Here is a 15,415-nt window from a genome sequence, read left to right as displayed (position 1 = left end):
TGGGGCGCTACCCCGCTTTAGATCGTAAAGTTTGCCATGCCTCACAAACTTGTCGAAACTGCTGCGCATCTCCGCCTGGGCGATCGGGGTGAAGTTTTAGTGCCAGCTTACGCCATTGTTTACGAATATCTTTATTCGTGGCGCTTGCATCTAACTCAAAAATACTCAGTGCATGGCTGTCATGCATTAATACTTGATTGACGCCAATATATTCTTGATAACTCGACCAAAAGGACTCCAGCATTTCTTTCACCACATTGGCACAGGTATCGTATTGCTGCCAATCAAGATAATACTCTTTTAATGCGGCATCATGATGTTGTTGCTTGGCAATATCGTGAGGCAAAATTCTGAAAATTTGAATATCCATCGCTTGCACTTGAAGCCATTGGTTAGGCAATAACAAACTTTGCAATTCAAACAAGGCATTCATCAATAAGAAGTTGCGTTTAAAGAGGTCTTTTTCTGGTTCGGGATCAAGGTTATGCATTAAGCCTTTTTGCTGTAGTTCACTGGCTAAATGATGGACTTTCCAGCTCTGACATGAACTTTGCAGTAGGGTGAGAAGGGGCCATATCAGTGGATTATCACTTTTTAAAGATAATCTATCTGTGTCGGGCTGTTGACGAAGTCGTGCATCATTTGCTGCAAGCATAGTGTTGGTTTCGCTATGAATTGGCATTAAATTTACTATGCCACAGACATGAAAGGAGTCAATGATGTTTTTTTGTTCAATGTGCGAAACAGTGTCAATGTTCATTTTGTTTAACAAATATGACGATAAACCGTATTCCTCACAGACAAACTATCCTTATTTGGTATAAAATTCGCCGCAATAAAAATGATAGGGGCCAAAACCAATGACAGATAAACATTACATCAGTGCACAACAGCTACTGGAAGATTCTTTTAAACTTGCAGCGCAGGTTTATGACAGTGGCTTCAGACCACAATTTATTGTCGGTATCTGGCGTGGTGGCGCTCCAATTGGTATTGCTGTGCAAGAGTTCTATGATTTCAAAAATGTCGAAACCGATCATATTGCAGTCAGAACCTCTTCTTACTATGGCATTGGTACCGACAAACAAAGTAAAAAAATCAAAGTACATGGCTTACATTACATCATTGAAAATGCCAACGCAGATGACGGTTTATTGATTGTTGATGATGTCTTTGATTCAGGTCGTAGTGTTGATGCATTAATCGATAAACTGCAAAAGTTCATGCGTAAGAATATCCCTACTGATATTCGTGTGGCTTGCCCTTACTACAAACCAAAGAACACCGCAGTAGATTTAAAGCCTGATTACTTCATTCACGAGTCTGAAGAGTGGTTGGTTTTCCCGCATGAAGTATCGGGATTAAACCCGCAGGAAATCGCTGAAGGTAAAAGTGATTTTAAGAATATTCAGCATTTGTTTAAGTAAAAGCCACGAAACTGGTTATTTTTTGCTAAACTAGCAAGCTGAACAGTGCGTCAATGATAGTGACATACACGTGAATTTAGTCCGTGTTTAGCTACTATCTTGATGCATTTTTTATTACCTAGAAAAAGATAAACATTGATTATGAGTTCTGTAGAAATATTTTCGCCAGCATCAACTGTAACTAAGCCGACTGAAAAGAAACAGTTAGAGCTACTCGCACCTGCAAAAAATGCTGACTATGGTATCGAAGCCATTCGTCACGGTGCAGATGCGGTTTACATTGGTGGCCCAGCGTTTGGCGCGCGCCATAATGCGGGTAACAGTGTTGAAGATATTGCTCGTTTAGCAGAATTTGCTCATCGCTATCATGCGCAAGTGTTTGTTGCGCTTAATACCATCTTAATGGATGACGAAATTGAGCAAGCACAAAGCTTAATTTGGTCGTTATATGAAGCAGGCGTGGATGCGCTGATTATTCAAGATATGGGTTTGCTGCAATTGGATTTACCGCCAATTGCAATGCATGCCAGTACTCAAATGGATAATCGTACGCCTGAAAAAGCGGTGTTTTTAGAACAGGTAGGCTTCTCGCAAGTGGTGTTAGCCCGTGAGTTAAACTTACCGCAGATTAAGCAAATTGCTGATACAACAAAACTTAAATTAGAATACTTTGTCCATGGCGCATTATGTGTCAGCTACAGCGGTTTATGTAATATCAGTCATGCCTTTTCTAATCGCAGTGCTAACCGTGGTGAGTGCTCACAAATGTGTCGTCTTCCTTGTGATTTGTCTACTCGTGATGGTGAAGTATTAGCTGAAAATGAGCATTTATTATCCCTTAAAGATAATAACCAAACTGAGAATTTAGAAGCTTTGATTGATGCTGGCGTGACGTCATTTAAAATTGAAGGTCGCTTAAAAGACATCAGTTACCTCAAAAATGTCACCGCACATTATCGTCAACAGCTTGATGCGATTATTGATCGCCGTAGTGATCTTGAGTCAATGTCTCATGGTCGCAGCGAATTTACTTTCACACCTGATCCTGAAAAAAGCTTTAACCGAGGTAAAACAGATTACTTTATTAATCAACGCACTGCCTTAATTGAGCATTTTAGTTCACCCAAATACATTGGTGAAAAGGTCGGTACTATTGTGGGTGTTGGCCGAGACTTTATTAAAGTCGACAGTGCAAAAGCCGGTAAAACCATTGAGTTTAATAATGGTGATGGCTTGTGTTTCTTCATTGATGGCTATCAGAAACAACGCTTGTCAGATAATAAAACCAAAGGCTTACGGGTTAACCGCGCCGATGGTAACACTTTATTTTTAACTGACGTCAGCAAAGATCTAAAAGTGGGTGTGGAGTTATTTAGAAACTTCGACCATCAGTTTGATGCGTTATTATCAAAAGACTCTGCCAGTCGTAAAATTATGGTTGATATGGTGTTAGATGATACCGAACAAGGTATTGCCTTAACGGTGTCGGATAACCATCAACACACTGTGACAATTGAACTTGAGTGGGCCAAAGAGGCTGCAAAAGATTATGCCAAAGCGGATGCGAATTTACGGACTCAGTTAGGTAAATTAGGTAACAGTGATTACCGTTTAAACCAGTTGCAAGTTAATTGCGCTAATCGTTGGTTTTTACCGGCTTCAGTGATTAATGGTTTACGCCGCGATGCGATTGCAGCTTTTGATGAAGCACGTATTAATGGTTATCAACGGCCTCTTAGAGGCGAGCATGATAAAGAAGCGCGTTTCCCGCAAAAGTATTTAAGCTTTTTATCTAATGTGGCCAATGATAAGTCTCGTGAGTTTTACGAGCAGCATGGCGTAATCCAAATGGAAGATACTTACGAGAAAAACCAAGTACTAACCGATGCACCATTAATGGTGACTAAGCATTGTTTGCGCTACAGTTTCAACTTATGTCCTAAAGAAGTTGAAGGGATTAAAGCCGACCCTATGGTGTTAGATATTGGTAAAGATAGATTGAAGTTAGTCTTTGATTGTCAGAAATGTGAAATGATGATTGTTGGCTCAAACCAATTAGTAAAACAGTAATTTTATTGATTAAAGATAAAAGTGCTCAAAATGAGTGCGAAATAGACAATGTTCGCGTAAACTGCGCGACCTTAATTTAAGCTGAGTTCAGCTAGGAAAAACCGAATAATGAGCAAAAGTAAGAAGTACGATTTTAGAGTATTAGCAGTTGGCGATACTTTTAAAACAGAAATCACTCGTCGTATGAGTGCAACTAAAACAATCGTGTCAAAAAGCCATGATGGCTTTACAACAGAAGATGAAGCTGTTGCATGGGGTCAAAAAGAGCTAACAGCCTTTATGACTACACAAGTTGAGCGTAATAAACGTAAAACTGAAAAGAAAATTAAAGCTAAATCAATTGCTGATGCCATTGCCGCAGAAGCATTAACTAATGAGTCTAGTGAAATTGATTTGACAGATTCAGCGGATGAGCTTGAAGATTAACAGTTAAAATAATACAGTAATACAACATTTTGGTGACATAGTTGCTGTATTTCTGTTTGAATTAACTACGTTTCACCTTTCAGCACCAATACCAAGGATGATTTCGGTATGAAAGCTAGCGCTACCCTAATAATATCTGGGGGGCTGTTGTTATTGAGCCCTTCAAATAATGTAGTGGCCAAAGAGCCACCACCATACATTAACGCCATAACAGCTAATTCAGATGCTGGTGGCGGTTCTGAAGAAAAACAGCTTTCAATCTTTTCTAATAAAGTGTCATTTGAGCTGCCTGTCGGTTGGAAAATGGCCTTTAATTCAGAAAAAGGCAATATGTATAAAGCTGAGTTTGTTCCTGCCGGTGAATCCCTCAATGATTGGTCTGCTTTATTCTGTATTCAAGGATTTGAAGGCTTGGCAACCGATATTGATAGCACTCAATTTCTTAATCGTTTTGCTGATACCTATAAAGATTCTTGCCAAGGCAGTGTGACGTATGAACAGCTTGGTACGACGCAAATTGGTGGCAAAGAAGCCGTTCACGGCATTATCGGCTGTACCAATATGAAGAATATGTATGGCGGTGCGACTGCGAGAACTCGTCAGGGTGAAATTGGCTATTATGCGGTACTAAAAGATACAGAAGATTTGTATCTGCTACATAAATCGATGAGAGGGGAAGTATTTAATGAATCTAACCCACCACTTAATGGCTCAAATCATCGTGATTTCATTTCTAAAATGCTGCAACTTAAATTTCAGCGTTAAGCACTCGATATAGAGACTATTCTAAGTCGTGCTCTGTTTTATTATTTAAGCCATTCCCCTAGCGCAGGTCTCATTGCGACACATTCATATTATTCAACCCTTATAACTAAGCGTTGAATAATATGAATGATCTTCATTCTTTATATTAAAAAGTAACGTTAACCAGTTATAATGCAGCCAATTGTTATATGGACTTGCATTTAAGCAAACATAACAATGTTATATAACCTCTAATGAGAGTTATTTATAGTCAATTTTTTGTGGTGCCTATCGGCGTTTATCAATAGATAAGCAGCTAAGGGATAATCGGGAAACTAGTGAGAATCTAGTGCTGCCCCCGCAACGGTAATGGTGAGAACTGAGTGCGTAAGCTTGTTTGCTGATAATTAACCAGCAAAAGCGACGTTAAAAATTCAGCTTCGTTTGTCATGATACATGGCATCAACCTGAGTCCGGAGACCGGCCCAAAAAATGATTTTGAGATTTCGGTGGGCAGATCTCGAAATGTAGCCTTTTTTCGTCATTGTGAATGCTATAGCGCTTATGCGTGCTATTGGGATCACAAGATGCTTTATGCTGCGGCAACTATGCCCCATTTTTCCTTTTAGGAGTTAAAGGTAAATGGGTACTAATCCAACAAAAATCGCAACAGCACTTAGCTTAGTATTAAGCTTTTCAGCTGCCTCTATTGCTTCAATGTCTCTTGCTACATCAGCTTATGCTGAAACGACTGACAAGATTAAACCAGACGAAACCATTGTGGTTATTGGTCGCAGTGAAGCTAACCCATTAAATATTGCCGCGAATGTCAATGTTATCGATCAAATTGATATCGAAATGAGCGGTGCGGTGAGTTTAACGGATTTACTTCGCAGTCAAGCGGGTATTCAAGTTTCTGACAATAACTCAGGTACTGTGTTTGCCATGCGTGGTTTTACTGCATCACAAGCTGCGAGTAATACTCTGATTTTAATTGATGGCCGTCGATTGAATAATATCGATATTTCAGCTCCTAGTATTAATGCTGTACCGTTAAACCAAGTTGAGCGCGTAGAAGTATTGTATGGCAGTGCAGGTGTACTTTATGGTGATCAAGCCGTAGGTGGTGTTATCAATATCATCACTAAAGCGCCTAACGGTACAGGTGGCGGCTTTGAGCTTAGCGGTGGTAGCTTTGATACTTATGAAGCTAAAGGCGATATCTCTGGGGCGATTAATGACGCATGGCGTTATTACTTAGCGGCGAGTTATAACCAAAGTGACAACTATCGCGATAACAATGAAAGCGAAACCGGCTCTGTTTTAGGTCGCTTACAATACCAATCTGATAAACAGCAGTTTTTTGTTGAAGCCAACTACTTTGATGATAATCGTCAAGCGCCAGGAGCGTTAACGCTTGAGCAATTCGAAAGTGATCCAAGTCAAGCCGCTGCATTCACTGATGATGATTACACCCATGAAATGACCACAGCGCTTCGCAGTGGTTATGAGTACCAGTTAAACAAAGAGTGGGCATTGGTCGCAGACTTAACCTATTCAGATACGTTAACCACTAACTTCCTCTGGGGCAGTGCTGGGCGTATTGAACGCAATTTATTGAGCTTCTCACCTAAAGCCACAGCTAACTATCAGCTTGAACAAGGCGATCTAGATATTGTTGCTGGGATTGATTTAAGTGTTGGTGAGGCAGATTTTGATTTGGCTTACACTCAAAGAACTAACGAGCAAAAAGTCGCGAGCATTTATGCTCAAGCTTCTGTGCCGTTAACGACGACGTTATCTTATGTCGTGGGTGGTCGTTACAGTGAAGTGACCGATGATTTAACCGATCAAACTTTATACCCAAATGGTGTTGAGCTTGATAACGATGCACATGCATTTGAGTTAGGTTTAAATTACCGCCCAAGCCTTGAAAATCGTTTTTATATTCGTGCCAATGATAATTTCCGTTTCGCCAAGGTGGATGAACAAGCTTATACGCCAGTGACGACGATTGGGCTTGATCCACAAACAGGCCGCTCTTATGAAGCAGGCTGGGATTGGACCACCACAACCCAAACATTTAAGTTAAATACGTACCGTCTCGATTTAGAAGATGAAATTGTCTTCGACGGTGGCCGTACAGATGGTCCCCAAGGCGGTGGTGCTAATGTTAATGCTGATGCATCACGCCGATATGGTGTTAATACTAGCTACGATATTCAATTATCTGCAGATTGGTTATTAGGGGCATCGTATGAGTATATCGATGCTGAATTCACCGAAGGCGAAAACGAAGGTAAGGCTCTGTCTTGGGTAGCGAAACACAATGGCCGTACGCACTTAAGTTATGATATTGCTGCAGAGTGGCAAGTGTTTGTTGAAGGTATATACACTGGCGAGCGTTTCATTGAAGGGGATAACGGTAACGTTGATCCTAAGTTATCTAGCTATGTATTAGCGAACTTAGCGCTGAACTACACTCGTGATAATTGGTCTGCGAGTTTACGTGCTGATAACTTATTAGATGAAGAATATGTCAGTGCCGGTTATTACTCGGCTTGGGGCAACGGTTACTACTCAGGTAATGGCCGCTCAATTCGTTTGACTGCAGGATACCGCTTCTAAAGCTTGTTTGTTTAATACACAGTTATGCTTAGGCATAGCAGTGTAATTGACTAAAAACCTAAAGCCGACAAATTGCTTGTCGGCTTTTTGTTTGATTACGGATTAATTACTTGACCTTAGTGCCGCTTATGTGGATAAATTCCCTACTAGATATATAAAAATGATTAAAGGGAAGCAGTACAATATGACCTACCTTGAGCAACAAGTGCTAACTCAAGTCAAAGCCATTATTGGCAACGAAGAGCAGGTGATCGGTCGACGCGGTATTTTGATCCCTTTAAAGAAAGCACTTATTAATGAAGCTGATATTCGTATTCTCATTGATATTGTTTCAAGTGATCCTGCTTTAGCAGCCCATTTATTATGGCGCAGTAATACCGCTCAAGCTGGTGGTATTATTTCGACTAAAAACCGCAGTATCAAAGATGCGCTTATCCGTTTAGGCCAAGTTAATATCTACCGTTATGCTTTCTCATTCTATTTAAAAGAACGTTTAGATGAACTAAAAGAGCCTTATAGTAAATTGGTAAAAGGTTACTGGACGTTAACAGAGAATATTGCTGTTGATGCGGTTCAACATTTACGTGATATTGAAGAAAGTGACCAACCCATAGACATCGACGCTGATGAAGTGCAAACATTGGCGCTATTCAGTGTCTTTGGCCAAGTGATTACTTTAAGTGCGTTTGCATTTTTGAATGATGCTTCAGAGAAAGCGATTGCATTGCAAGTGATCAAAACCTTAATTGATACTCAGCAGCAAAGTTTGTCTATTGAAGCTTTTGAAGCATTAGGTTTAGATGATGACTTACGTAACGAATTTATGGTCGCCCATAATATTAATCAAACAGATAATCCTAACTCGGCAGGCATGGTGTTAAGGCATGTGCTTGCCAAGCGTAATGTATTGATAAACCCTCTTGCTGAGTTTGAATAACCTTCAGTAAGAGTGAATATAAAACCTTCAAACAATTATGCCACTCAATGAGTGGCATTTTTATGTGTTAACTTTCGTATGATGGAAGCCTCAGCTTTAGTGTTGCTGACTTAAACGTTGTAATTTCAAGCCTTCAGCAGCCACTAAGGTTAACCACTTTTGGATTAATGTGGTATTGGCAGCATTACGACGATAAGCCGCAAATAGTGGTCGCTTTAACCCTTCAGCGCCTAATTTAACTGAAGCAAGGTTTAGCCCATGGCTTTCGTTGATCGACCAGCTTGGTAAGGCTGCGATGCCGTCATTGCAAGCGACACGTTGTAGTAACATTGCGGTTAAGTCACACTGCTTTTGCTCACCGGCTTCAACACCAGCAGGCTCTAAAAAGTGCTTATAAATATCCAGACGTTGCAATGGTACTGGGTATGAAATCAAAGTTTGTTTAGCTAATTGCTCTGGTTTAATAAAAGCTTCTTTTGCCAGCGGGTTTTCATTAGCCACGACTAACTTTACCTCAAAATCAAATAGGTGCTGATAAGCCAGTGCATGACCAGGGACAGGATCTGATGTGAGTACTATATCGAGTTCGCCCATTTCTAATGCATTTAATGAGTCGAAAAGATGTCGGCTTGAAAGATCAATTCTGCCATCGGGCGCAAGTTGTTTAAATGCTTCTGTTACCGGCATTAACCAACGAAAACAGCTATGGCATTCAATACCCAACTTCAGTGATTGTGACTCACTATCCAAACCCTTTTTAAGGTCTGATTCAGTCACCATGACTTTAGGTAAAATTTCTTCAGCAAGATTTAATAATCTAGCGCCTTCTTGCGTGAATGACAGCGGTTTACTCTTTCGAATAAAAATAGATGAGTTAATACGGGTTTCTAATTCTTTAATCTGATGTGATAACGCTGATTGAGTGACGAAACGTTTTTTCGCGGCACCAGCAAGGCTACCACTTTCTTTAAGCGCCATAAGAGTACGAAGGTGTCTCAGCTCTATCATATTATCCTCACATGAATTCTGTTCAACTTGCGGGTGAAATCTATTCGATTGATTAATGGCAGAGTAACACAATAAACTTCTAGACGTCCAGACGCCTGTGTAATTAATTTACATAAACGTAGGTTAATTGTTAGTTTGTTGTTTTTTTTGATATAAAAATTACAAACTTAGGCTTTTTAAGTGTTTGAAGAAAATGATAGTGAACAAGTAAATATCTGTGCTAAAGCGCTATATTCAGATGGAATTGCTTAAGAATCTTTAACAATAAGACCTAAAAAAACATTTAGCGAAGAGTTATCACCAAAGGATAAGCCGTAATAGCACAAGCTTGTGTTCAGTTATTTTACGTAAATCGACCGTATTGAATAAAGCAACTAACCATGAGTGCTTACAGCCTCAAGTGAGACCGCTGTAGTCTTAATCTATTAGGGCTGTGGCAGGCAAAGCCGCTTCAGAGTTTATTGTTAACTATATGCGTCATGTTCATTTATTATCTTGAAGTTACGCAGATTTTTATAGGTTATCTATACTCAGTCAATGTTCATAACAATACTGACGGAGTGATAATGAGCCATACTTATAAACTGATTGAACTGACAGGATCATCACCCATTAGCTCGGATGATGCAATTAAGAATGCGATTTCTGCGGCGAACAAATCTATTAAGCATATGCGTTGGTTTCAAGTAGTAGAAACGAGAGGGCATTTGGAAGAAGGCTTGATTGCCCATTGGCAAGTGACCGTCAAGGTAGGCTTTACCTTAGATCAAAGTTAATACGTTCAATAATCAATTCACTTGAGTCGTCTAAACCAAAAAGCTCAGCAGTGGTTATTTACTGCTGAGCTTAAAATTTATCCCACAACTATTTTGACTGAAGGTGTTGTGTTCAAGATGTTGTGATCAAGGTGTTGTGGTCATAATGGTAAGTCATGACCTATTTGAACAACAAGCCGTATTTATTATGCATCTCGTGGTAAGCCTTTCTCAATAGCTCGAACCACTCGCAGTGTTTTACGGCTGATTAACTCGGCATGAGCTTGTGACTGCTGTTTGAGTGCCCAGTCAATATGTTCACTGACCATGTCATCAACTTCATCAGATTGTTTGCGTGTATTAAGTGCGGACACGATATCATCATTAAAAGGTGCATTACCCAGTGCGACAGCAATATTTCTGAGCCAATTTTTATGACCGATACGTCTTATAGGGCTGCCTTCGGTTAATGACAAAAACTGCTTCTCTGACCAAGCAAATAAGGTTAATAATTCTGGCTGAATTAACTGATTGCGAATGTGGAAATCGGCTTGCTGAGTTAACGGTGCTTTGGCATTGATAGGACACACGAGCTGGCAATCATCACAACCATAAATACGGTTACCAATAGCGCGTCGAAACTCTTCAGGAATAGCACCTTGTAGTTCGATAGTTAAATAGGAAATGCATCGCCGACCATCAACCACATTATTGTCAAGAATCGCATTGGTAGGGCATGACTTTATGCAGGCTACACAAGTCTTACAGCTTTGATTGAGTGGGATATCAATCGGTAGTGGCAAGTTGATTAACACTTCACCTAAAAAAAACCAGCTGCCAGCATCGGGGTTTAGTAATAACGAATGTTTACCGGTCCAGCCCAAGCCGGCCTTTTCGGCTAGTGGCCTTTCAAGCACAGGAGCTGAATCGACAAAAGGTCTAAAATCAATACCTGTCACGCCGATTTGTTGGCAATGGGCAACAATTCTATCACCCAGTTTTTTGAGTTGTTTACGAATTAACTTATGATAATCACGGCCACCAGCGTAGCGGGAGATATAACCTAAGTTAGGATTCGATAGGTTACTGGCAAATCCAGCTTCTGGGGGTAAGTAATCCATTCTGGCACTTAACACACGTATAGTGCCTGGATGCAGCTCATGGGGGCGCGCACGCATCATGCCATGATTCGCCATATAACTCATTTCACCATGATAACCATTATCAAGCCATTGTTGCAGTTTGGGTTCTTCAGCTTTAAGGTCAGTATCTGTAATCCCTAACTGAGCAAAGCCTAATTCCTGCGCCCAGTTTTTTATTTGTAGCGAAAGCTCAGATAATTCTAGCGAAGTCATCTCACGGCTGAGACTCGATTCAACCGTTAATAATCTTGACGATTCAACAGATGGTTGACGCTCAATTTGAGTATCAGTTTTAGAATTTGGCATGCAGGAGTAACAGTGGTTTATGATGACTAAGAGTTATTATACTCGCTATCGCCTTAGGCATCATCATGAAAGTAAACTACCTGATTACGGCCTTGATTTTTTGCTCTATATAACGCCTTATCTGCTTTTTTGATTAACTCTGTCAGGTTGGTTTCATCTTTAAACGTTGCTACCCCTGCGCTTATCGTGACAGAAAGGTTTTCGCTAATATGGCTAAAATCAAATGAATGTATGTCATTTAGAATGGACTGGGCTAGGTTAATTGCAGCTTGAGATCGCGTATTGGGTAGCAGTATTAAAAACTCTTCACCACCGACACGACCGATATGACTTCTACCGGTATGACTTTTACGCGTCATAGATGAATGCTGTTCAGGCAAATGGACAATTGATAAGTTTTCTAAGCAAATTTGAGCTACAGCTTTGAGAACTTTATCGCCAGTGTCATGACCATGTTGATCATTAACGAGCTTAAAGTGATCGATATCGATAGAGATAATAGACAATGGTTGTTGGCGCTCTGACAATCGGGTAAATGCATTTTGTGCATTGCGATAAAAGCTTAATCGATTGGGTAATTGGGTTAATAAATCGGTTAATGCAAGTTGCTTTAATTGTTGAGACTTTTTATTAAAATAAAGACTAAAAATGATGAGTAATAATACGGATGCAAAGCCTAGAGCCAGCGTTAAAATTTGCAGCCTTTCATTGTCTTGTTGAATGATGAATTGTTGATCTTTCAACTCGTGATATGCCACTAACTCTGCATTTTCAGCTTCTATTTTTTCACTATCAAATTTAACCCGCATTTCTGTGCTAGCTTGATTTTCAAGGGCTTTATCTAACTTTAAATGGATTTCATACAGTGCAAGTTGCGCTTGATAAGCTTGTTGCCACTGTTCCAAAGATTCAAAAATTTCAACCTTGAGCTTAAGTAGCATTTCATGGCCACGTTTATTGTGGTTTTTATTAAAGCCGACAGTGGCTTTTTCAAGGTGAGGCAGTGCTTCCTTTGTTAACTTTAAGCCATGTTTTGCTTGGGCTTTATATAGATGTAAAAAGCTATAATGGGTATCAACCGATGGGCTAATGATGGCTTCGTATTTATATAAATAGTCTAGTGCTTGTTGATACTGTTCAAGTTGGATGAGCGCTGAGGACATATCCACAGCAACACGGGCGACAAATGTTGGGTCGCTTTGAGTTTCTTGGTAATAATTATAAATAGCTAAATAGTAATCAGCGGCTTTTTGAAATTCATCAATATCTTCAAAAGCATACGCCATGTCATTTTTGACTAGCATAACTAGAGCTATTTGATCGCTATCGCTAAAGGCTTGTTCGAGCTGGGAATAATATTTGAGAGCGGTTTCTGTTTCGCCTAAGCGGCGGTAAGTAATCGCAAGATCAAGTAAAGTTAAACGTTCTAAAGTCACTAACTTGAGCTTTTGATAACCCTCATAAGCTTGGAGTAAATTCTTAAGGGCAACGGCGAAATCACCTGTGTAGGAGGCGATTTGACCCAAGATGGAGTATGCATCTGCTGTCAGGCGCTGATCATTTATTTGCTGTGCATCAATAAGGGCTTGTTGCACCATCTGGTTGGCATCAGTAATTTCTCCTCGATAGCGAAGTAAGGTCGCCTCGCAAAGTTTGAGGTTGATTCTGATGTCGGCTGGCATCTCAGAGTAACGCTGATAAACATCGGTTAAGAATTTTTGCGCATTTAGGTTTTGTTGTTCTTCTAAAAAATTATACGCTAAGCATTGTTTGGGCAGTAAGCGGTAAGTACGAGCAATATCGCCATCATCAATAAGCTGCGCCATTTCGTCAATGAGGTTAGGGTAACTAGCATCATTGATATCGCCATTATCGATTAATATAAATATCTGTTCAAACTCAGGGTTATCGAATGCTTGAGTCGCTTCGTTAGCCCCTTTTTGTTCTGTTGCAGATACGGGCAAGGTCACGTTGAAAATGAGTACAAACGTGATAAGACATACCATTTGGCGTAGGCTACAAATCCGAAGCATCAGAAAGTGCATCATTGGCCGTCCTCTCGCTGAAAATCAACTGGACTTTGATAATTCACATAGCCATCTCGGCCTGCATTTTTGGCTTGATAAAGTGCAATATCTGCTTTTTTAAGTAATGGGGAAATACTTGTTTCATTGCTTGTTGTTGCAATGCCGATACTGACAGTAAAACATTCGCTCATAGACAATGAATCAGTATCAATTAACTTAACTTGATTGTTTACTCTTCTAGCCAAACTTATCGCATCTTCAGCTTGCGCATTAGGCATAAGTAGGAGGAATTCTTCACCTCCTATTCGGGCCAAGGTGTCTTCTTTACGGCAAACTTCACTGATAGTGTGGGCGATTAACTGCAATGATATATCACCGACATCATGACCATAATTATCATTAACCGCTTTAAAGTGGTCGACATCGATCAGTAGAATCGAAAATGCCTGCTGTTTTCGAAATAAATGCTTAGTCACTTTATAAGCATAAAGTCGATTTGGCACCTTGGTTAACGGATCGATTAATGCTAACTGTTTATATTGTATAGACTTTTTAATTAATTTTATAAAGAAGAACGCTAATATCACCAGCAAAATAAAGGTTAAGGCTATAGCGACATATTGCAGCTGCTGTTTCTTTGTTAAGGCTTCAAGCTGAGTGGCTTTTAGGGCTTGAAATTCAATCAAGTGTTTTTGTTGTTTTTCAAGTTGGTGTGAGTCAAAGCGGATACGCATTTCTGAGTTAAACGTCGCCCAAGCGGCTTCATCCATTTGATTGTGAACAGTAAGAAATTCATGGTGCCAATGGTTTGCTGATTTAAAGTCGCCTTTTTCGGCAAATAACTCAGCAATGATGGGATAGATAATTGTTAACCCTTTCTTATTGTTATATTTGTCAAAACTGTTCTTTGCTTGATTAAAATGCTCGATTGCTTCCTGGTATCGTCCTTGGTGTAACCGTAATTCGAGGTAATAGGCATGCATATAGCCGAAGTGAGAGTAATTAATTGGCGTAATTAAAGGCTGTGCTTGATTTAGCCAACGCTCAGCTTCATCTAAACGATTTAGTTTAATGAGCGGAGCTGACATATCTACCGCCATTTCTGCTGCGTATAAGGGATTATTAGCAGTATTGGCCGCAGCATATATTTTTTCAAAGTAATCAAGAGACTCTTGATAATCGCCGTTATCTAGCTTGATGTAAGCCAATGACTGCTCGACGATAGCCAGTAAGTTAGGTTTATCATTTTTGGTGAAATGCTCTTCAACAATATTGTAGTAATAGAGGGCTTTTTTGTTATCGCCTAAGCGTCGATATGAACTTGCTAGAGAGATAATATTAATATTGGCTGTGTTCCAATACCCAAGTTGCTGATATAGCTCAAAAGACAATGACAAATTGTCAATTGCACCTATAAATTGCCCTTTAAATAAGCTTAACTGACCAATAGAGAAGTACGCATCAGCAGTTAATTTTGCATCTTGTAGTGCTTGTACTTGAGTTAACACATCTTGATTAATTTGAGCTGCTTGCTGCAAATCGCCTAAATACATAAAAGCTCTCGCGCGGCACAAATTTAATAACACAGGTGTAGAGGGGACCGAAAAGCTTCTTGATGCTAAGTCATCAGTTTCATTTACAAAATCTTGTAGCTGATCTGGTTCGCCGGAAGGAATACGCGGGCAGGTTAGTGTTTTATACTGCTGCCATCTTTGGTGGTCATCCTCAGCAATCAAGGCTTTAAGTTCTAGTAGTTTTTCATCAATATATAATGAGCTCGTCAGTTGATCACTTTCAAACTGACTAAACAATTCATCAGCTGCTTCATTTTCTAAAGTATTTGCATCGGCTTTAAATGGTAATTGGCCGACAAACATTAAAATAAATAAAACTAAACCGATGAGGTAGTGTGTATTTTTGCGACAACGAATAAGTTTCTGCAAGG

12 protein-coding genes and 1 riboswitch are annotated in these 15,415 nt (G+C 39.8%); of the genes, 7 read left to right on the top strand and 5 right to left on the bottom strand.

The genetic code is table 11. The features are described from left to right. Positions 1-7: 7 nt before the first annotated feature. The gene (locus tag LMH66_RS09145; protein WP_229369500.1) at positions 8-655 is read right to left on the bottom strand and encodes a DNA-J related domain-containing protein; all 648 of its coding nucleotides are present in this window, start codon (positions 653-655) and stop codon (positions 8-10) included. A 205-nt stretch (positions 656-860) separates the two neighbouring features. Here LMH66_RS09145 and LMH66_RS09140 point away from each other — a divergent pair, with 205 nt between their 5' ends. From LMH66_RS09140 to LMH66_RS09115, 6 genes are all read left to right on the top strand, one after another. Continuing rightward, positions 861-1,427 (top strand): phosphoribosyltransferase, encoded by a 567-nt coding sequence (locus LMH66_RS09140; protein WP_102528939.1) that lies wholly within the window; start codon positions 861-863, stop codon positions 1,425-1,427. A gap of 141 nt (positions 1,428-1,568) precedes the next feature. Then, entirely contained in the window at positions 1,569-3,497 is a 1,929-nt protein-coding gene (locus LMH66_RS09135) for a peptidase U32 family protein (protein ID WP_229369460.1), read from the top strand. 108 nt (positions 3,498-3,605) lie between these two features. Continuing rightward, positions 3,606-3,923, top strand: a complete 318-nt coding sequence (locus LMH66_RS09130; protein WP_102528937.1) for a DUF3622 domain-containing protein — start codon at positions 3,606-3,608, stop codon at positions 3,921-3,923. A 108-nt stretch (positions 3,924-4,031) separates the two neighbouring features. Continuing rightward, positions 4,032-4,688 (top strand): hypothetical protein, encoded by a 657-nt coding sequence (locus tag LMH66_RS09125; protein WP_102528936.1) that lies wholly within the window; start codon positions 4,032-4,034, stop codon positions 4,686-4,688. 244 nt (positions 4,689-4,932) lie between these two features. Beyond that, positions 4,933-5,171: riboswitch (cobalamin riboswitch) on the top strand. 138 nt (positions 5,172-5,309) lie between these two features. After that, positions 5,310-7,295, top strand: coding sequence for a TonB-dependent receptor (locus LMH66_RS09120; protein WP_229369459.1), 1,986 nt, complete (start codon positions 5,310-5,312; stop codon positions 7,293-7,295). Between the two features lie 184 nt (positions 7,296-7,479). Beyond that, positions 7,480-8,232, top strand: coding sequence for an HDOD domain-containing protein (locus tag LMH66_RS09115; RefSeq protein ID WP_102528934.1), 753 nt, complete (start codon positions 7,480-7,482; stop codon positions 8,230-8,232). 96 nt (positions 8,233-8,328) lie between these two features. Here LMH66_RS09115 and LMH66_RS09110 read toward each other — a convergent pair whose 3' ends face one another. Continuing rightward, a complete protein-coding gene (locus LMH66_RS09110) occupies positions 8,329-9,240 on the bottom strand; it encodes a LysR family transcriptional regulator (RefSeq protein ID WP_102528933.1) in 912 nt (303 codons plus the stop codon). Between the two features lie 566 nt (positions 9,241-9,806). Here LMH66_RS09110 and LMH66_RS09105 point away from each other — a divergent pair. Continuing rightward, positions 9,807-10,016, top strand: coding sequence for a dodecin (locus LMH66_RS09105; RefSeq protein WP_102528932.1), 210 nt, complete (start codon positions 9,807-9,809; stop codon positions 10,014-10,016). Positions 10,017-10,201: 185 nt separating this feature from the next. On the opposite strand, the gene queG is transcribed toward LMH66_RS09105, so the two are convergent. The 3 genes from queG to LMH66_RS09090 form a co-directional block, all read right to left on the bottom strand. Beyond that, on the bottom strand, positions 10,202-11,350 hold the full coding sequence (queG, locus tag LMH66_RS09100) for a tRNA epoxyqueuosine(34) reductase QueG (protein ID WP_229369497.1): 1,149 nt from the start codon (positions 11,348-11,350) through the stop codon (positions 10,202-10,204). Positions 11,351-11,496: 146 nt separating this feature from the next. Further along, positions 11,497-13,491, bottom strand: coding sequence for a diguanylate cyclase (locus LMH66_RS09095; protein ID WP_229369458.1), 1,995 nt, complete (start codon positions 13,489-13,491; stop codon positions 11,497-11,499). After that, positions 13,488-15,413, bottom strand: a complete 1,926-nt coding sequence (locus LMH66_RS09090) for a diguanylate cyclase (protein WP_229369457.1) — start codon at positions 15,411-15,413, stop codon at positions 13,488-13,490. The genes LMH66_RS09095 and LMH66_RS09090 overlap by 4 nt, the downstream gene beginning before the upstream one ends. Between the last annotated feature and the right edge of the window lie 2 nt (positions 15,414-15,415).

The organism is Shewanella sp. 10N.7 (assembly GCF_020806285.1).
In the GTDB taxonomy this organism is placed as follows: Bacteria; Pseudomonadota; Gammaproteobacteria; order Enterobacterales; family Shewanellaceae; genus Shewanella; species Shewanella electrodiphila.
Note: the sequence above shows the minus strand (reverse complement) of the source record. Positions and strands in the feature narration are given on the sequence as shown.